Source organism: Parasphingorhabdus sp. NYA22 (genome assembly GCF_976973735.1).
On sequence record NZ_OZ333477.1, the window covers coordinates 2,974,977 to 2,994,284 of the forward strand.

Sequence of the window (19,308 nt, forward strand, 5' to 3'; positions counted from 1 at the left end):
GCGGCTATTTTAACTTATCAACCAAGAACATAGGGGTAGAGTGAGTCTCATTTCTGAGGGGGATTGAGGGTCATTGGGGTCGTTACCAATTACTCGCACCAGTACTGGTCGTCGCGGCCAGGGAAGGACCCACATGACCAAAGCATCCGATCTTTTCGTAGAATGTCTCGAGAATGAAGGCGTTGAATATCTGTTCGGCGTTCCCGGCGAAGAAAATCTCGACATGCTCGACAGCCTATCGCGCTCCAAGAAAATCAAGCTCATTCTCACCCGTCACGAACAGGGCGCTGGCTTCATGGCAGCTACCTACGGGCGGCATACCGGCAAGACCGGCGTCTGCATGGCAACCCTCGGCCCCGGCGCGACCAATCTGGTGACGGCAGCAGCCTATGCGCAACTCGGCGGCATGCCGATCCTGATGGTCACCGGCCAGAAGCCGATCAAGAAATCCAAACAGGGCCGCTTCCAGATTCTCGACGTCGTCGACATGATGGGCCCGATTACCAAATTCACCCATCAGCTGGCCTCCGCCGACAATATCCCGAGCCGCGTACGCGAAGCGATCCGCCTCGCCGAAGAAGAAAAGCCCGGCGCCACCCATATCGAATTTCCGGAAGATATTGCCGACGAGGAAACGGATTCGACGCCAATCGCGCCTAGCCTCGCCCGACGGCCCGTTGCCGAGGCAAAAGCCGTCCGCGCCGCGACCAAGAAAATCGAGAATGCCAAATCTCCGATCATTGTCGTCGGCGGCGGGGCCAACCGGACCACCACCGGCCGCATGCTCACGCAATTTATCGAAAAGACCGGCATCCCCTTTGTCACTACGCAGCTCGGCAAGGGCGTGGTCGATGAAACCCACAAGGAATTCATGGGCTGTGCGGCCCTGTCGGCAAACGATTTTGTCCATCGCGCAATCGAAGCCGCGGACCTGATCATCAACGTCGGTCATGACGTGATCGAAAAACCGCCCTTCTTCATGGCTACCGGCAGCACCGAAGTCATCCACGTGTCGATGAACAGCGCCGAAGTCGATCCTGTCTATTTCCCGCAGATCGAGGTGATCGGGGATATCGGCAATGCCATCTGGCAGATGAAGGAAGATATCGTTCCGTCCGGCAGCTGGAATTTCGACGCAATGTATAAGGCGCGCCGGGCCGAGGAAGAGCATACGGATTCAATGGACGACGATGTCCGTTGCCCGATCTACCCGCCGCATCTGGTCAAGGTCGTCCGCGAAGCGATGCCGGCCGACGGGATCATCTGCCTCGACAATGGCGTCTATAAAATCTGGTTCGCCCGCAACTACAAGGCGCGTCAGGCGAATACGGTATTGCTCGACAATGCTCTGGCGACCATGGGCGCCGGCCTGCCCTCTGCCATGGCCTCGGCGATGGTCTATCCCGACCGCAAGGTCATGGCGATCTGCGGTGATGGCGGCTTCATGATGAACAGCCAGGAAATGGAAACCGCTGTCCGGCTGAAACTCAACATCACCGTGCTGGTGCTGAACGACAACAGCTATGGCATGATCCGCTGGAAACAGGCGAACATGGGCTTCAAGGACTGGGGCCTGACCTATGGCAATCCCGACTTTGTCAAATATGCAGAAGCTTATGGTGCCAATGGCTACCGGATCACCAGCGCCCAGAACCTGCAGGAAACGATCGACAAATGCCTGAACAGCGAAGGCGTGCATCTGATCGAAGTTCCAGTTGATTATTCCGACAATGATCGCATCTTGAATCACGAGATCAAGGAACTCAGCGCAAAGGTTTGAGTAGGAACCCTATGACAAAATTAAAAGACGTCTATCCGCTATATCTCAACAATGAAGCGGTCCAGCCCAACACCGATCTGGAAGTAACCGACAAATATACCAATGAGGTTGCTTTCCGGACGGCGCTGGCGACACCCGATGTCATCGAAGAGGCGATTGCCGGGGCGGTTTCCGCCACCGAACCGATGGCCAGAATGGCCAGCTACGAACGGCAGAATGTGCTGCAGCATTGTGTCGACCGGTTCAAGGAACGCTATGACGAACTGGCCTATTCCCTTTGCGTGGAAGCCGGCAAGCCGATCAAGGATGCAGAGGGTGAAGTCGGCCGTCTGATCGACACCTTCCGTATTGCCGCCGAAGAATCCGTGCGCAACTATGGCGAGGTCCAGCCGCTGGATATATCCGCGCGCGCCAAAGGCTATATGGGCATGTGGAAACGCGTTCCAATCGGTCCGTGCAGCTTCATTTCCCCGTTCAACTTCCCGCTCAATCTGGCGGCGCACAAGATTGCACCGGCGATTGCCGTGGGCTGTCCCTTCGTAATGAAGCCGGCCAGCAAAACACCGCTGGGCGCGATCATCATGGGCGAAATATTGGCGGAGACCGATCTGCCGAAAGGCGCCTTCTCGATTCTGCCCGCTAGTCGGGATGGCGCCGATTTGTTCACCACCGACGAGCGCCTGAAGCTCTTGTCCTTCACCGGTTCTCCCGGTGTGGGCTGGGACCTGAAGGCAAAGGCCGGCAAGAAGCCGGTCATTTTGGAACTCGGCGGCAATGCCGCGGTCGTCGTCGATGCCGACGCCGATCTCGACGATGCGCTCGAACGGATTGTCTTCGGTGCCTTTTATCAATCCGGCCAAAGCTGTATCGGCGTGCAGCGGATTATCATTCACGAAAGCATCTACGACAAGTTCAGGGACATGCTGGTTGCCAAGACAAAGACACTGGTCTCCGGCGACCCGAAAGATCGCGATACGTTCATCGGTCCGATGATTTCCGAAGGCGAAGCCAGCCGCCTGCATGGCTGGATCGAAAGCGCTGTTGCCGGTGGCGCAAAGCTGCTTTGTGGCGGCAACCGCAAGGGCAATATGCTCGAGGCGACGTTGCTGGAAAATGTCGACAGCAGCGCCGACGCCTATCGCGAAGAAGCCTTTGGTCCGCTCGCTCTGCTCTCCAAATTCAGCGACTTCGGTGCCGCGATGGACGAGGTCAACGACAGCAAATTCGGGCTGCAGGCGGGTATCTTCACCCGCGATCTGTTCAAGTCACTCGATGCCTGGGACCATCTTGATGTCGGCGGTGTCGTGATCAATGATGTGCCATCCTATCGGGTCGACAATATGCCTTATGGCGGGGTCAAGGACAGTGGCCTGGGCCGCGAAGGCATCAGATTTGCCATGGAGGACATGACGGAAATCCGCAATCTGGTGATTCGCCGCAAACCCGGCTAGCCAGCCGGATCTGACCGTGGCCCGGGGGCCACACCAAGTTTCCATTGCTGCATGATAGGATCGTCAACGCCCTAAAAAATAAAAGAAATCGGGCGATTTTCGTTTGCATTGAGCATCACTTGGGGGATAGGTAACCTGATCGTTATATTAAACGGCAAGGGTCGCTTCGTGCTGAATAAGGGGACCGGTTTCAAAACCGGATTGGGCAACGATGCAAACGAGGGCAAAATTTTCACGGGTACCAGGCTGGTCAGTACTGGCCGCTAGCCTATTCTGCTCGGCACTGGTCGCAGCGGCTTTATTTGTCTCGACCATGGCAAGCCCGGAACCGGTAGAAGCCGCCACCGACACCGCCAGAGGCACCCATCTTGGCGTGGCAACCTGCGGTGGGTCGACCTGCCACGGGCGTCAGGAAGCCGATGGCGAAATTGTCCGCCAAGACGAAATCATGCGCTGGCAGGAAGAATCCACCCCCGGCGGCGCCCATAGCCGCGCTTTCCGTGTCCTCCGCGAACCCCGCAGCATCGCGATCGCCAAACGCCTCGGCATCAAGGACGCAGCCTCCGCATCCGAATGCCTCGGCTGTCACAGCACAGCGGCCGCGAGCAAGGGCCCGCGGTTCCAGCTGAACGATGGTGTCGGCTGTGAATCCTGCCACGGCGCATCCTCCGGCTGGCTTTCCAGCCATTATGCCGTTGGCGCCAGTCATGCCCGCAATGTCGCGCAGGGCCTCACGCCTCTCGACAATCCCAAGGCCCGCGCCAGCGTCTGTCTCGACTGTCATTTCGGCAGCGCCAAAAAAGGCCAGTTTGTCGATCACAGGATCATGGCCGCCGGTCACCCGCGCATCTCGTTCGAGATGGACCTGTTCTCGACCTTGCAGCAACATCATGACGAGGATGTCGATTATGTCCGCCGCAAGGGCCGGACCAACAGCGTCCGGTTCTGGGCGGTCGGTCAGGCGATGGCGCTCGAACGCTCGCTCAATCTTTTCAGCAAACCGGCTCTCGCCACCGAAGGCATTTTCCCGGAATTCTATTTCTACGACTGCCACAGTTGCCATCGCCGGATTTATGACAATGCTTCCGCTCGACCAACATCGGTCGACAATCCCGGGCGTCCGATCCCCGAAGGCATGCCGCCCTATAATGACGAGAATATGATCATGCTCAGCGCCGCGATCAAAGTGGCGGCGCCGGACATTGCGGGTGAATTCGACAACCGCTCCAGAGCATTTCACGCCGCCATGGCGCAAGGCCGCGGCCCTGCGGTCGAGGAAGCCGCCCGCCTGCGCCAATATGCAACGCAACTCGCCGACCGCTTCTCCCGCGCCAGCTTTGGCCGCGACCAGACTTTCCAGATCATGGAGACCATCGCCGGTCAGGCGATATCGCCGCGCTTCACCGATTATGAAGGCAGCGTGCAAGCGGTCATGGCGATCGACACTTTGCTCAACGGACTGGTCAACAGCGGTCAGGTCAGCGAATCTGCTGCTTCCAGTCTGCGCGGACAAATTAATGTCGCTTATGCGGCCGTTGCCGAGCCCAATGATTATGAACCGCTGAAATACCGCCGGGCACTCGGCAGCGCCGTCCGCACGATCCGGTCGCTCAGATAGGGAGTTGGTGATGCGCAAACCCTTTTTCACCTCTGCCATTTCAGCCGCAGCGCTGCTACTGACCTCTTGTGGCGGCGGTGGCGACAGCAATGATTTTGGCGGCACACCATCGCCATCTCCGGCTCCCACACCAACGCCCACGCCAACCGGCAGCTTGTTCACGGCACCCGCACTGCGGTCGCTGACAGTCACGGATGTGCAAACGATCCTCGCCCAGGCCGTGGGTGAAGCACAGGCTCGCAATCTGCCTTCGGTCATCGCGGTGGTTGACCGGGTCGGCAATGTGCTCGCCGTGTTTGACATGAACGGTTCCAACAGCGGATCGACCGAAGTGACGATCAGCAACAGGCAGATCGGCGGCTTGGCCAGCGCGGCCAATTTTGTCGGGCTGCAAGGTCAACAAGTTCCGGCAGCGGCCGCGGCAATCGCCAAGGCTGTGACCGGCGCCTATCTGTCCAGCGGCGGCAACGCCTTTTCTTCCCGGACAGCCAGCCAGATCGCGCAGGAACATTTCCCGCCCGCACCAACCACCGTCGGCCTGGAAAGCGGTCCGCTTTTCGGCGTGCAGTTCAGCCAGCTACCTTGCTCGGATCTGTCCCAGCGTTTCTACGCGATGGGTGGCACCGGATCGCTGATCGGTCCGAAAAGATCGCCGCTAGGACTGGCCGCCGATCCCGGCGGACTGCCGCTCTATAAAGACGGGGTAGTGGTCGGCGGCATCGGTGTGATGGGCGATGGTGACTATGCGTTTGACCCCAATATTCTGGACATCGACGTCGATGATGAAGAGGCGATCGCCCTCGCCGGTATTCAGGGTTTTGCGCCGCCTGCTTCGATTACCGCCAACCGGATTTCGGTCGATGGCACATCATTGCGGTTCAGCGACATGGTGGTGTCCGACCTGTCACCGCTGCAGAGCAATTTTGCCGCGATAAACAATGTCATTGGCACGCTCTTGACTGTTACCGGTTATACCAATGGCGCGATCGTCGCGGGTACCGCTTATGGGACGGAAGCGTCCGGCATCCGCGCGGCGACAGCAACCGAGTTCAGCAACAGCGATGCTTTCGTGCTGACCGATGGCAGCGGTACCAATCGCTATCCGATCCGCGCCGGCACCGATGCGGCAGCGGTAACCACCCCGCTCACCGCGACGGAAGTGCGCGCGATATTGGAAGAAGCCTTCATCATCTTCGGTCGGGCCAGAGCGCAAATCCGCCAGCCGCTGGATAGCCGGATGCAGGCAACCGTGAGCGTCGTCGATACCCACGGCCAGATTTTGGGTATCGTGCGCACTCCGGACGGCCCGATTTTCGGTACCGATGTATCACTGCAAAAGGCGCGAACGGCGGCCTTTGTCTCCAACACGGTTGCGGCCCAGCAATTGCTGGGCACGCCGGCATTCCCGCCTTTGGCCAATGTCTCTGCCTATGTGCAGCGTGTGCGCACGTTTCTGGGCGATCCCAATGCGCTCACCGGCACGGTCGCCTTTGCCGATCGCTCGGGCGGCAATCTTTCCAGACCCTATTTCCCCGATGGTGAAATCAGCCGTCCGCCGGGCCCATTGTCGGTCGCGCAATCATCGCAATTCAGTCCCTTTGCTGTCGGACTGCAACTCGACCTCGTCGTGCCCAACATTGTGACCCATGTCGCATATGTCAGATCCAGCGGTGCCAGCGCGGATACAACGCAGCAATGCACTCAATTGCCGACAATAGCGGGAACCGGCGGACAGGTCCGCCTCGCCAACGGTATGCAGATTTTCCCGGGCAGCGTGCCAATCTATCGCGGTGACAAGCTCATCGGCGGTGTCGGGGTCTCCGGCGACGGTATCGACCAGGACGACATGGCCAGCTTCCTCGGACTGTATAACGCCGGCCAGCGCGTCGGCACCATTGGCCACGCACCAAAAGCCATCCGGGCCGACAATATCGTTGTCGACCTGGGCAATGCCAATGTCCGGTTGCGCTATGTGAACTGCCCCTTCGCGCCGTTCCTCGACAGCAATGAACAAAATGTCTGCGAGGGACTGTAGGACTGATGCCGGTACTCTCAGCCTCCTTTGTACCGATCCTGGCGGTGATGTCGGGGCAAGCCGAGCAGCTGGAGTCGCAGCGTGCTTCTGTCAACGACATGGAAGCCTCTTTGACAGCTTTGTTGGCTGGGGAAAAATTTGACTGGATACGTACAGAATCTGTCGATTTTGCTACCGAAACGGGCATGGGCGGGCCAGATCCCGACGAAGAAGAGCCGGAAAAGGACGAAAAATCCGCAGCTGCCCCTTCCACTCCGAAAGATGCTTCCAATTCTTCCGATTCGCAGCAGTCCGAAACTCCCGATCCACTGGAAATGGACGTTGACAGCCTGACCGCCGATGACGCGCTGATAGACGGCCGCCGCCGGCCCGGCGTCCAGCAAACCCTGCCCGATCGGGTCACCCAGAACAATCCCGGCGCGATCAATGCTCCGCCCCCGGATGCCTTTCCGACCGATGAGTTTCCGGTCCCCGACCGCTGGCGGATCATGCAAAGCCTCTGTCCCGCCAAGGGCGGCGACCAGGCGATCTATACTTTGTTCGGAGCGCTGCGGAACAACTGTCACAGCACGCTCAATCCCTATAACCAGAATGTTCTGAAGGGCGACAAGCCCATCCCGGCTGACAAGAAACCGGGCTTTCTCAAAGGCGATGACTGGTTCTTCGTCGCCAATGTGATTTCCGATACGGTCGTCGAGCCCCGCAGCTTTCCGATCCCGGTCGGCGTCCAGACCACGGAACGGCCGAACAGCATCGATGTATTCGGACGCTCCGGTTCGGAGGTCTACGCCCAGACCTTCATCACCGGCTTTGCCCTGATCAAGGGCTCCACCGCCTACAAGCCACCTGATGTGGAATATCGCCTGACTTTGGCAACCCAGGTCAATCATGTGAATGTCCCGGAACGGCGGGTCCTGTTCGTCGAGCCGTCCAAATCCTCGCACCGCACCGACTGGTTTGTCGGCGTGCAGGAGGCGTTTTTCGACTATCATATCCGCAACACCTCGGCGCGCTATGACTTCGACAGTTTCCGCTTAGGTATCCAGCCGATGCAGGCGGATTTCCGCGGCTTCCTGTTTCAGGACAACCAACTCGGCTTTCGCCTGTTCGGCACCCGCGACAACAACCGGATCCAGTATAATCTCGGCGCCTTTGTCCAGCTGGAAAAAGACACCAATTCCGGTCTCAACGACATCACCCAGACCCCGCGCGAAAGCTATATTTTCTTTGCCAATCTCTACCGGCAGGATCTGCCGTTTGTCGGCCTGACCAGCCAGTTCAGTCTGACCTATAATATGAATCGCGAAAAGTCCGATGTCCAGATTGACGACAACGGCTTTCCTGTCCGTCCGGCACTGCTCGGCGACCTCAGGGGCCGGGCCTATGATGTTGTCTATCCGGGCTATGCCTTTGATGGGCGGATCGGGCGGATCAATCTGACGGGTCAGGTTTACGGTGCGTTTGGCGAGGACCGGAACAGCTTCTTCACCAGCGAACCGGCGAAAATCGAAGCCTATTTCGGTGCGCTGGAAGCCAGCTATGACGTCGACTTCCTGCGCTTCCGCGCTTCCGGCCTGTTCGCCAGCGGCGACGGCAATCCCTATAATAATACCGAGGCCGGCTTTGACGCGATCTTCGAAAATCCGATCTTTGCCGGAGCCGATACAAGCTACTGGATCCGCCAGACCATCCCCTTCGCCGGTGGCGGCAGGGTGATCTCGATCAACGGTCGCAATGGTATTCTCAATAGCCTTCGTTCGTCCAAGGAACAGGGCCAGAGCAATTTCAACAATCCCGGCACGATATTGGCCGGCGTCGGCGTCGACGCTGATTTGACGCCCGATTTCCGGCTCTCCGGCAATGCCAATCATCTCTGGTTCCACAAGACCGAGAGCCTCGAAGCTCTGCGCGTCGAAGGGTCGATTCCAAGGGATATCGGCTGGGATCTGTCGCTGGCCGCCATTTACCGCCCGAAAGCCACGCAGAATATGGTATTCCGCCTCTCGGGCGCTGCTTTGATACCCGGAAAAGGATTCAAGGATTTGTTCGATCAGACCGACAAACGCGACTTCCACTATTCGATTCTACTTAACGCGATATTGGCATTCTGATGCGCTGGCGGAACCTCTTGACCGGCAATAGCAAATTATTCCTCGCGGGACTGGGTGCCTTGGCGCTGACCGTCACTCCGGCATCATTATTGATGGCTGCAGGCAAGGAAAAGCCGCAAAAGGTCGACTATAGTTTCACGCCCCCTGCCCCGCAGAACCAGACCTGGGATGAAGCGCAGGTCAAGAGCGACGGCTGCCAGACCTGCCACACCGACAGCGACCAGAAAACCATGCACGAAACCCCGGCCGTGGTTCTCGGCTGTGTCGATTGTCACGGCGGCGACGCGTCGGTTGTCGGTGACAATAATTGGGGCAAGAACAGCCTCCCCTATATGGATGCGCTGACCAAGGCGCATGTCCTGCCAAAATATCCTGAAAGCTGGCACTGGCCGTCTTCCGCCAATCCCAAGCGCAGCTATGGTCTGCTGAACAGTGAATCGCCGGAATTTGTGCGCTTTGTCAATCCGTCGGACTATCGGGTTGCGCGCGAATCCTGCGGCGCCTGCCATATGGAAATTATCGAGGCTTCGGAACGGTCGCTCATGGCAACCGGCGCGATGCTCTGGGGTGGAGCCGCTTATAACAACGGTATCGTTCCGTTCAAAAATTACGTGTTCGGCGAAGCCTACACCCGTACGGGCGAAGCGGCGACGATCAAGTCGCCCGGCAATCCGCACGGCACCGTGACCGAAGCCGAAAAGAAACGCGGCGCGCTGCCAATCCTTTACCCGCTACCGACGTGGCACACTGTACCACCGGGCGATATTTTCCGGGTGTTCGAGCGCGGTGGCCGCAATATCAACACCCAGTTCCCCGAGATCGGACTGCCCAATATCGGCGGCATCATCCAGCGGCTGGAAGAGCCCGGCCGTCCCGATCTCAAACAATCCAATCGCGGTCCGGGAACCGGCCTGCGCGTCGCCATTCCCGTGCTCAATATCCACAAAACCCGCCTCAACGATCCTTTCATGTGGTTCATGGGCACCAACGACCAGCCGGGCGACTATCGCCAGTCGGGCTGCGCCGGCTGTCACGTTGTCTATGCCAATGACCGTGAACCACGGCACAGCTCGATCTGGGCCAAATATGGCCGCGACGGCCAGACGCAGACCGTCGACCCGACGATCCGCAATCTGACAGAGGGCGAACATCGTTTCGGCAGCTTTGGTACATATGATGCTGCCCACGGAGCAAAAGGCGCCCATGGCGAAGACAAGAAGCCGGCTGCAGCAGCGCATGGCGACAACACCGGCCATGGCGATGATCATGCCGACGAGATAGATCCGGCAAAGCGCGAAAAAGGCCATCCGATACAACATGCCTTCACCCGGGCGATCCCGACCGCGCAATGCATGAACTGTCATATGCACCAGCCGAATATCTTCCTGAACAGCTATCTTGGCTACACGATGTGGGACTATGAATCAGACGCGCCCTATATGTGGCCCGGTCCGGATAACAAGACGCCCAAACCGGAAGGCATGAGCGACGAAGACTATCAGAAGACCTATAAGCAGCAGAAATATCCGGATGCCGAAGAAGTCCGCAAGGTGCTGGACCGCAATCCGGAAGGCGCTGCGCCGAAGGGGCTGTGGGCCGACATTGATTTCTTGCGCAACGTCTATGATCTCAACAGCGAAGCCAAGGATACTCAATTTGCCGACTATCACGGTCATGGCTGGAATTTCCGTGCGGTCCTGAAACGTGATCGCGATGGCAATCTGCTCGACGCCGAGGGCAATCAAGCCAGCTACAGCACCGATACCGATAATATTGTCGCCAATGATGATCCGGAAAAATTCCGCAAGGAAGACGAAGGGAAATTCGTTGAACCAGGAGTGAATCCGGGCAAATCGGTCCATATGATGAGCATCCATGCCGAAGTCGGCATGCAATGCGCCGATTGCCATTTCTCGCAAGACAGCCATGGCAACGGCCTGATCTATGGCGAGGTTGCCAATGCCGTGGAGATCAGCTGCAAGGATTGCCACGGTACCGCTGATGCCTACCCCACTTTGCTGACCAGCAATCTTGCGGCTCGGCCCAAAGGCAGCAATCTTGGTCTGCTGCGCAATGCCAATGGCGAGCGGCGGTTCGAATGGTTTAAAAACCCCGAGGGCAAGCGCGTACTGATCCAGCGTTCGATCGTCGATCCCGAACTCAGCTGGCAAGTCAGTCTGGTCAAGAATAGCGTCGATCGTTCGCACCCCGACTTCAATCTCAAGGCGGCACGAGCGAAGCTTATGTCCAAAAGCGGAGCAGAAACGGGCAAATATGCCTTCGGTAGCGGCGTTCCGAAAGAAGAACGGGCGCATAAAGACGAAAATATGGTCTGCTTCACCTGCCATCTCAGCTGGACGACAAGCTGCGGTGGCTGCCATCTGCCGATCGAAGCCAACTGGCAGGCCGACAACCATAAATATGAAGGAGGAACTACGCGGAACTACGCAACATACAATCCACAAGTTGCCCGCGACCAAATGTTCCAGCTCGGCCGTCACCAGACCAGCAAGGGCAATGTTATCGCTCCGGTGCGTTCCACTTCCGCGCTGATCCTGTCCTCGACCAATATCAACCGCGAACGCATATACGTCCAGCAGCCGCCTATCTCTGGGATCGGCTTCTCATCACAAGCATTCGCGCCGCATTTCCCGCACACCGTGCGCAAGACCGAGACCAAACAATGCTCGGATTGTCACGTCAGCGAAGCCAATGACAACAACGCGATCATGGCGCAAACATTGCTGCAGGGCACGAATTTTGTAAACTTCATCGGCCTCCACGCCTGGGTCGGTTTGGAAAAAGGCTTTGAAGCTGTTCGGGTGACCGAATGGGATGAACCACAGGCGGTCATCGGCTCCTACCTCCAGAAATATGCCTATCCCGATTATTGGAAGATGCACGTTGAAGATAATGATCGCGAACTGATCGACTGGGTCCGCGGAGAACGGCTCGACAAGGATCTATCCGGCGAAACCAAGGCGCTCGAAGAGTTCAAAAATGTCGTTCAGGGCACCAGCGATGCCGTTCGCTGCCTACAATTGCGCGGCGAATATATGTTTGTTGCCGAGGGCAAAGGCGGATTCCGCGCCTATGATGTCGCTTCCATCGGCAACAAGGGCTTTTCGGAGCGGATCATCAAAGCCCCCTTCTCATCGCTTGGCCAGGATACGCATGTCGATACCAAGAACGCGACCTGTATGGCGCTGGCGACCAACCAGCCGATTGCGCCCACCCGCAACACCAAAGAACTGCGGGAGGTCAACGAAGAACAGGCATTCCACCCGATCTATAATTATGCTGTGATCACCGATAGCGAAGAAGGTCTGATACTGGTCAATATCAACACGTTGGCCGATGGCGAATTCCGTAATAATTTTTTCAAGCGCAGCCTGACCTGGAACGAAGGCGGGGTGCTTGATGGAGCCCAGCATATCACTCTGGCCGGGCACTATGCCTATATTACCACTGCTGAAGGATTGACTTTGATCGATCTCGACGACCCGCTAAAACCCCGGCATGTTATCACCATTCCGATGGCCGACGCGCGGGCTTCGGCGCTGCAATTCCGATATCTGTGGGTAACCGATGCCGACGGCGTAAAACTGTTTGATGTCACCGACATGGAAAACCCCATCGCCGTGGCTTCAGGAACAATTCCGCTGCGTAACGCCCGCCGGATCTACCTCGCCCGCACCTATGCCTATATCGCGGCCAAGGACGAAGGCCTGGTAATCGCCAATATCACGCGACCGGAAGCGCCGACCGTCTATTTGAAAGAGACTTTTGGCGGAACGATGAATGATGCAGAGGATGTCATCGTCGGATCGACCAACGCCACCCTGTTTGCCTATGTCGCCGATGGCCGCAATGGTCTGAAGGTGGTCCAGCTGACCACACCCGATAGCCAGAAAAACTTCTATGGTTTCTCGCCCGCGCCGAAGCCGGAGCTCATCGCCTTTGCCCGCACGCCGAAACCGGCACTGGCCTTGTCAAAGGGTCTGGATCGGGATCGGGCAGTCGATGAGACAGGCGGACAGATGGCAGTGTTCGGACGACTGGGTTCCCGACCCTTTACCCGCAGCGAGATGCAGCGCTTCTACCTGAACAGCAAGGGCGAGCCCTATTTCGTCAAGGACGAGCCCGATCTGGCAGACTGGGTCGGACCGGTTCCGCCATTGCTTGCCAAACCATAGAAATGATCGGGGGCCGGGCTATAAAGCAGCACCGGCCCCCTGTCCCCCAATACGCCACTCGAGGGAATTGATGACCCTGCACACTGTGGCACAGGGTTTAGCTCAATAAGTCGAAACGCTAACGGTTCAGCAGTTGCCGTCGATCGCGCGACCGGCCAATGCACCGACTGCACCGCCGATGATCGTGCCCTCGGTCTTGCTACCGCGACCAGCAACCTCGTTGCCGAGCAGACCACCTGCTATCGCACCGATAATCGTACCGCCGGTGCCGCGGTCACAACCCCGATAGCGGCGGTTGTCTGAATAACGGTTATCGCGGTAACGGCGCTGGTCGCGATAGTCGCGGCGATCCCGGTCCCGGTAACGGCTGCCCCGATATGTGTCGCCACGACGATATTCACGATATCCGTCGCTGCGCGCTTGTTCATACTGTCCGCCACCATAATAGCCGCCGCGTGCTTCTGCAGGCGCGGCAAAGGCCATTGTTGCGATGGCTGCGGTTGAAATGGCTAGACTTCCCAAAATCTTGTTGATCATTTTCTTCACTCCAAAAGGGTTCTTCCGGAACCCGAATCAATTGCTGGCTGACAAATAGAGTTCTAGCGGCGCCGCCTTGACCGATTGCTGAATGCTGACTTTATCTAAGGTTCATAATTGGAGCCGTTTACCTGAATGGATTGAACCGGAGCATCAGGGACTAGCTTTTTAATCCATTGTCGATTGTCACCCCGTCCGATAGCAAATGCCCGATATAGAAAAGAGGAAGAGCGATGAAATTGAACGGCAAGACAGCAGCGATTACGGGCGGCACGGCGGGTATTGGGCGCGGGATTGCCGAGGCGTTTCTGGCGGAGGGGGCGAATGTTGCGCTTTTTGCGCGCAATCCGGACAAAGGTGCTGAAGTTGTCGCGGAACTGGATGTCGGGGACCGGGCGATCTTCATTGCCGGGGATGTGATGGAGCAGGATCAGGTTGAGGGTTTTATTGACCAGACGGTGAAGCATTTCGGCGCTATTGACATTCTTGTTAATAACGCGGGCGGCGCGGGCGATCTCGCGCCTCTCGTCGATCTGACCGACGAAGCCTTTGATATGGCTATGAAATGGAATATTTATTCGACCTTCTGGGCGACCCGCCGGGCGCTGAAACCGATGATCGCGCAGCGATGGGGCCGCATCATCAACATCAGCTCGACCGAGGGCAAGATGGGCAAACCGACCTTCGCGCCCTACACGATCGCCAAGCACGGCATCAACGGCATGACCAAGGCAGTGGCCCAGGAAGTTGGCACTTCGGGTGTCACCATCAACGCCATCTGCCCCGGTCTGATCCTGACCGACCTGATCATGCAGGGCGGCCCGGCGACGGCGGAAGGGCTCGGCATGAGCTTCGACGAGATGATCGACATGTTCTCGCAGGAAAGCGCGCTCAAGCGTCCCGGCAAGGTCGAGGAGGTCGCGGCGATGGCGGTGCTGCTGGCATCGGATGCGGGTGGCGGGATTACCGGCGGGACGCTCAGCGTCGATGGCGGGACCGCGCAATATTGAGGCGTCCTGCCTGAAGCGGCAATAGCATCACCAACTTATAGGCTCCGGCTTTATAGGCTCAGGGCAGCAACTCTTTGCGCTTCCTGGCGGCATCCTTCATGCCGGCCCATGGATCACCTTGCCTGGCTTGTGCCTTGGTCTCGGCCGCATCCGGCGCGGGCGCCACTTCGGCTGGCGGATCGGCGGCGACGCAATAAGCGGTGACCAGCACCATCGCGGACCACCATAAGGCGTGGCCGCGGCTGGCGAAGACTCGTGTGAGGCGGGGTCCGAACATGGATCAGGCGATAGCATCGCCAGATTAACAACTTGTCGATCCCCGTCGCGATCTATCCGCAATCGCCAATGCCAAATATTGGCACATTTCCCCATTATTCAGTTTGGGTTCATATTGGCCCGATGGCTGAATATAGCTATCCAATTGATATATATGGGTTTTCCTAAACTGGCACGGCCTGTGCAATGCTATTGGCATCTTCGCAAAACAGTTTGTGAAGCAACCATTTAAACCAAAAAGGAAATACAACATGACCAACGCAAACATCCAGAACCAGGTCGCCGCCGCTTTTGCTGCTCTTTTCACCGCCGCAATTTTCGTCAGCGCTTCGATCGCCCCCGCCATGAACAACGCCGCCGCTCTGGTCGCTTAACCCACACATAAAGGAACCCCGAATATGTTGTCCTCGAAATTTCAAACCCGCCTTGCCGCAGCCTTTGCCTCGTTCGTTTCGGCTGCCGTCCTGCTCAGCGCCTCGATCGGCCCCGCAGTCAACAACAGCGCATCTTTGGTGATCTGATCACCGAAGATGCCCCGGGCGGGCGCCGCCGATCCCCACTCCCATGTCGCCTCCCTGCCCCGCATTTCCAGACACTGCCATTTAGCCTCCTTTAACATCTTCCCGCTATTTTCCAGCCGGTGAACGACATCCGCTGGCCCACCTTCATCATCATCACCGTCGCCTTGTGCACGGCGCTGTTTCTGGCGATCTTCCTCAGCGGCGGTCCGGCCAGCACGACAGCAGCCGTCGGCATCGATCCGAACCGCGCCAGTTTCGGCATCTGCTTTGGCCCCGACCGCTACAGCTGCGTCGTTGACGGCGACACGATCTGGTTCGAGGGCCGCAAGATCCGCATCGCCGATATCAACACCCCGGAAATCTCCCGCCCCGGCTGCGCCTCCGAAAAGCGGCTCGGCCAGCGCGCCAAGATCAGACTGCAGGCGCTGCTCAATCAGGGCAGCTTCTCGCTGCAATCGATCGACCGCGACCAGGACCAATATGGCCGCGATCTGCGGATCATCACCCGCGACGGCCAGAGCCTGGGCGAGATACTGGTCGCCGAGGGCCTCGCCGAACGCTGGCAGGGCTATCGCCGCAACTGGTGCTAGGCCGCCTGCCCGGCCTTGCGCGAAACCAGCCAGGCCAGCGCGAATAACAACATGAACAATCCGTCGACCATGGCGCCGAAGAACACCGGCCCCATTGCCACCCGTCCCTGCGTATAGAGGATGGTCACCGGCAGGAAGAAGGACAGCTTTTCCAATATCGAGAGCGGGATCAATGCGCGATAGCGGGCGGGATCAATGGCGATCAGGATGAAGATCAGCTGGAACACCAATGCGATGCCGATGAAACCGTAATAATATTCCGGTCGCGGGCCGGCTTCGCCGAATAGTCCGGGGACCAGCGCGAACAAGCCCCAGGCGGCGGCGAGAGCGAAAATGATTCGGACAAATTTCATGGCGACTCCGGGTTGAACTTTACAAAGCTTACAGTGTTAAAAGAAAAAATACCCACCTGCCCCAAAATCAAGATTTTTCGCTTTTTTCAAAAGCCTGGACCAGATTGGCGGCATAGTTTCTCATGATCCCGGCTTTAGCATAACGGCCGGATGTAGGACAGAGGTCGATCCCTGAAATTCCCAACAGGATAGCAAATCCGGCGCGCCGTGATATTGGGCGTTCATGGAAAAATATCGTCACATAATCGGCTGGGGCGCGATCACCGTTGCCGCGCTCAGCTTTCTCCCGGTCCCCCTGCCCGCCCTGCCACCGATGCTGACCGCGTCGATGATGATGCTGGTGCCCGGCCTTGGTCCGATCCTGATGATGCTCTCGCCGATGCTGCTGTTTGCCGCCGGCATCGGTCTGGTGAAGGGCTGGGACGGCGGGCGGAAGCTGTTTGTGGTCTGGGCGGTGATTGGTGGATTGTCGGCGGTCGCGGGTCTGGAATATGCGCCGGTTGAGGCTGTGGTGGATCTGGTGGTGATTGGTGGGTCGCTGGTGGTGGTGCTTTGGGGTGACTGGCGGAGGTTGTTGCCGCGGCGGTGAGGTTGGGGCGTAGTGAGGATCGTCATCCTGAACTTGTTTCAGGACCTCCATCGGCAGCGCGTGAACTATCGGGAGGTCCTGAAACAAGTTCAGGATGACGATTCTGTGTACCGACAGCGAGCTTTGACGGAATAGGCCGCCACTTGACAGTTTCGCCCCCTGCCCCTGTTAACAGCCCCGCCTCGGCGGTAAGCCGACACCATGTCCTTCCAGCCTTGCGTCTACATCATGACCAACAGGCCGCGCGGCCTGCCCTATGTCGGCGTCACATCCGACCTGATGCAGCGCATATACCAGCATCGCGAAGGCAGCGCGGACGGGTTTACCAAGCGCTATAATCTGAACAAGCTGGTGCTGTTCGAACAATATGGCACGATGGAACTGGCGATCACACGCGAGAAGCAATTGAAGCGCTGGCACCTGCAGTGGAAGCTGAACCTGATCGAGGCTAGCAATCCGCAGTGGCTCGATCTGGCGGAGGGTTTGGGGTTTGGGCCTGTGCGGTAGCGTTTGTGGCCCAACCAACTGCGCTGCATCCGGTAGCACAAGTCGTCATCCTGAACTCGTTTCAGGACCTCGATCGGCAGCGAGTGAACCTCGAGGGATCCTGAAACAAGTTCAGGATGACGAACTGGTGTCACCGCCCGCGATAGGGTTCGCAGGCGATGCCGTCATTGTCGCGGTCCAGCGGCGAACGGTAGCCGGGTTGGCCTCGATAGAGCGGCGCAGCGCCGGCGCTGCGGGCGGCAGCGCAATTACGATAATAAGCGCTTTGTTGCGGCCGCTGCGCGAAGGTCTGCACCTTTTCGGCTTGCGCCGGTGTCGAGAGACCGGCGGGCTCGTAAAAATAGACGCCGCAGAAGGTCAGCACAACCATCTGGATCATCGCGATATTCTGTAATTGGCCGTTGAACGGCTGCTTACGCGTCTTGTGGCGGAATAGCGCCCTGCCCGCATAAGCGCCGAGTGATCCGCCGAGCAGCGCCAGTTTCAACAGCGTTGCCTCCGATACCCGCCACTGGAATTTTTCCGCCTGAATCTTGTCCCAGCCGAACATCACGAATGTCCAGGCGTTGATTAGCATGAAAGCCAGCAGGATATTGGTCGCGGACAACATCGCGCGAATATATCGGGATAGGTTTAAAAACTGGTGAAAGGTGCGGCTGGGGGGAGCGGTTATTTTGTCATTGCGAGCGCAGCGAAGCAATCCAGTGCGTCGCTTGCCGCTCTGGATTGCTTCGTCGCTTTGCTCCTCGCAATGACGGGGCTTGCTGCCGCAACGTTACGCGCTTCACGGAACAAATCCCCTGCCCCCGTGTTGATAGAACAACAGAAAGAGGAAAATCATGACCGACAATCAGAACATCAACCAGTCCCAGCGCGACGATGCGCAGGCGCAGAAATTTGCCGAGAAGGCGCAGCAGCACACCAAGGCCAAGCGCGAGGATATCGCGGACAGCACGCACGGCGGCCACACCAATCCGGCGCAGATCATCCCCGACGACACCCAGGACACGGTCGACCATATGAAACAGATGGTGGAAAGCGGCCGCATCGAAGGCGGCGCCTTTGCGGGCGAGCGCAATGATGATGACGAGGAAAGCGACCTCGGGATCTTGGACAAGGCGGAGGATGATGCGCCGCTGAGCGAAAAGGGCGGCGCGGATTTCGGGAATAGTGGCTGAGGGTTGAGCCGGTAATTAAACTCGTCATCCTGAACTCGTTTCAGGATCCCCCGAGAGTTCGCGCTCTGCCGATGGAGGTCCTGAAACAAGTTCAGGATGACGATGCGTTATATTAGGTTTCAGCTCTTTTCTCATCAACGCTCCACATACCGGCACCATGCGCGGCGATGAACAGGAAGATGAAGCAGTAGAGCGCGACAATTTCGCCGCCGTTGGTGAGCGGGAACAGGCCGGCGGAGCCATGCGCCATCCAGTAGGCGGCGGCGCTCATGCCGCTGGCGATGAAGGCGGCGGGACGGGTGAACAGTCCCAGCGCAATCGCCGCGCCGCCGATCAGCTCGATAGCCGCAGCGGCATAGAGCACCGGATTGAGCGGATATTCAAAGGCGACCGGAAAGTTGAAAAGCTTTTGCACGCCATGCGCCATGAACAACAGCCCCGCGACGATCCGCAGCAGCGCGTAGGTGTGTTCTTTATATCCATCCAGAAATTTCATGATTGTTCCTCCCCGTTGATTGGTGGGAGAAACCTAGGGCGGGCTTGCCCTAGCGTCAAC

18 protein-coding genes are annotated in these 19,308 nt (G+C 58.1%); 12 read left to right on the top strand and 6 right to left on the bottom strand.

Translation table 11 applies throughout. The features are described from left to right. Nucleotides 1–133: 133 nt before the first annotated feature. The 6 genes from ACWFTY_RS14170 to ACWFTY_RS14195 all read left to right on the top strand — a co-directional run bounded on the left by ACWFTY_RS14170 (nt 134) and on the right by ACWFTY_RS14195 (nt 13,191). A complete protein-coding gene (locus ACWFTY_RS14170; protein ID WP_447524830.1) occupies nt 134–1,780 on the top strand; it encodes an acetolactate synthase large subunit in 1,647 nt (548 codons plus the stop codon). Nucleotides 1,781–1,791: 11 nt separating this feature from the next. Further along, nucleotides 1,792–3,231 carry an aldehyde dehydrogenase family protein gene (locus ACWFTY_RS14175; protein ID WP_447524831.1) on the top strand — a complete coding sequence of 480 codons (1,440 nt, stop codon included), beginning with the start codon at nt 1,792–1,794 and terminating at the stop codon, nt 3,229–3,231. 211 nt (nt 3,232–3,442) lie between these two features. Next, nucleotides 3,443–4,849, top strand: coding sequence for a multiheme c-type cytochrome (locus tag ACWFTY_RS14180; protein WP_447524832.1), 1,407 nt, complete (start codon nt 3,443–3,445; stop codon nt 4,847–4,849). A gap of 10 nt (nt 4,850–4,859) precedes the next feature. Beyond that, nucleotides 4,860–6,884, top strand: a complete 2,025-nt coding sequence (locus tag ACWFTY_RS14185) for a heme-binding protein (RefSeq protein ID WP_447524833.1) — start codon at nt 4,860–4,862, stop codon at nt 6,882–6,884. Nucleotides 6,885–7,198: 314 nt separating this feature from the next. After that, on the top strand, nt 7,199–8,995 hold the full coding sequence (locus tag ACWFTY_RS14190; RefSeq protein WP_447526905.1) for a hypothetical protein: 1,797 nt from the start codon (nt 7,199–7,201) through the stop codon (nt 8,993–8,995). Further along, nucleotides 8,995–13,191, top strand: a complete 4,197-nt coding sequence (locus ACWFTY_RS14195; RefSeq protein ID WP_447524834.1) for a hypothetical protein — start codon at nt 8,995–8,997, stop codon at nt 13,189–13,191. Before ACWFTY_RS14190 ends, ACWFTY_RS14195 begins: the two co-directional genes overlap by 1 nt. Before the next feature lie 126 nt (nt 13,192–13,317). Here ACWFTY_RS14195 and ACWFTY_RS14200 read toward each other — a convergent pair whose 3' ends face one another. Next, on the bottom strand, nt 13,318–13,728 hold the full coding sequence (locus tag ACWFTY_RS14200; RefSeq protein WP_447524835.1) for a glycine zipper 2TM domain-containing protein: 411 nt from the start codon (nt 13,726–13,728) through the stop codon (nt 13,318–13,320). Between the two features lie 233 nt (nt 13,729–13,961). Between ACWFTY_RS14200 and ACWFTY_RS14205 the strand changes: the two genes are divergently transcribed. Then, nucleotides 13,962–14,738, top strand: a complete 777-nt coding sequence (locus ACWFTY_RS14205) for an SDR family NAD(P)-dependent oxidoreductase (RefSeq protein ID WP_447524836.1) — start codon at nt 13,962–13,964, stop codon at nt 14,736–14,738. Between the two features lie 58 nt (nt 14,739–14,796). Here the strand turns inward: ACWFTY_RS14205 and ACWFTY_RS14210 are convergent, their stop codons facing one another. Next, nucleotides 14,797–15,015: a hypothetical protein gene (locus ACWFTY_RS14210; RefSeq protein WP_447524837.1), complete on the bottom strand. Its 219-nt coding sequence runs from the start codon at nt 15,013–15,015 to the stop codon at nt 14,797–14,799. A gap of 250 nt (nt 15,016–15,265) precedes the next feature. Here ACWFTY_RS14210 and ACWFTY_RS14215 point away from each other — a divergent pair, with 250 nt between their 5' ends. Then, nucleotides 15,266–15,388 carry a hypothetical protein gene (locus ACWFTY_RS14215; protein WP_447524838.1) on the top strand — a complete coding sequence of 41 codons (123 nt, stop codon included), beginning with the start codon at nt 15,266–15,268 and terminating at the stop codon, nt 15,386–15,388. 41 nt (nt 15,389–15,429) lie between these two features. Here the strand turns inward: ACWFTY_RS14215 and ACWFTY_RS14220 are convergent, their stop codons facing one another. Beyond that, nucleotides 15,430–15,633 (bottom strand): hypothetical protein, encoded by a 204-nt coding sequence (locus tag ACWFTY_RS14220; protein ID WP_447524839.1) that lies wholly within the window; start codon nt 15,631–15,633, stop codon nt 15,430–15,432. A 21-nt stretch (nt 15,634–15,654) separates the two neighbouring features. On the opposite strand from ACWFTY_RS14220, the gene ACWFTY_RS14225 reads away from it, so the two are divergent. Next, nucleotides 15,655–16,125 (top strand): thermonuclease family protein, encoded by a 471-nt coding sequence (locus ACWFTY_RS14225; protein ID WP_447524840.1) that lies wholly within the window; start codon nt 15,655–15,657, stop codon nt 16,123–16,125. Here ACWFTY_RS14225 and ACWFTY_RS14230 read toward each other — a convergent pair. Beyond that, nucleotides 16,122–16,478 (bottom strand): hypothetical protein, encoded by a 357-nt coding sequence (locus tag ACWFTY_RS14230; RefSeq protein WP_447524841.1) that lies wholly within the window; start codon nt 16,476–16,478, stop codon nt 16,122–16,124. The genes ACWFTY_RS14225 and ACWFTY_RS14230 overlap by 4 nt on opposite strands. Nucleotides 16,479–16,701: 223 nt before the next feature. Here ACWFTY_RS14230 and ACWFTY_RS14235 point away from each other — a divergent pair, with 223 nt between their 5' ends. Continuing rightward, a complete protein-coding gene (locus tag ACWFTY_RS14235; protein WP_447524842.1) occupies nt 16,702–17,067 on the top strand; it encodes a hypothetical protein in 366 nt (121 codons plus the stop codon). 201 nt (nt 17,068–17,268) lie between these two features. After that, nucleotides 17,269–17,574, top strand: coding sequence for a GIY-YIG nuclease family protein (locus tag ACWFTY_RS14240; protein WP_447524843.1), 306 nt, complete (start codon nt 17,269–17,271; stop codon nt 17,572–17,574). A 130-nt stretch (nt 17,575–17,704) separates the two neighbouring features. On the opposite strand, the gene ACWFTY_RS14245 is transcribed toward ACWFTY_RS14240, so the two are convergent. Then, nucleotides 17,705–18,184 carry a DUF1294 domain-containing protein gene (locus ACWFTY_RS14245; protein WP_447524844.1) on the bottom strand — a complete coding sequence of 160 codons (480 nt, stop codon included), beginning with the start codon at nt 18,182–18,184 and terminating at the stop codon, nt 17,705–17,707. Nucleotides 18,185–18,413: 229 nt separating this feature from the next. Here ACWFTY_RS14245 and ACWFTY_RS14250 point away from each other — a divergent pair, with 229 nt between their 5' ends. Continuing rightward, on the top strand, nt 18,414–18,752 hold the full coding sequence (locus ACWFTY_RS14250; RefSeq protein ID WP_447524845.1) for a hypothetical protein: 339 nt from the start codon (nt 18,414–18,416) through the stop codon (nt 18,750–18,752). Between the two features lie 112 nt (nt 18,753–18,864). Here the strand turns inward: ACWFTY_RS14250 and ACWFTY_RS14255 are convergent, their stop codons facing one another. Next, nucleotides 18,865–19,248: a DoxX family protein gene (locus tag ACWFTY_RS14255; protein WP_447524846.1), complete on the bottom strand. Its 384-nt coding sequence runs from the start codon at nt 19,246–19,248 to the stop codon at nt 18,865–18,867. Nucleotides 19,249–19,308 lie beyond the last annotated feature (60 nt).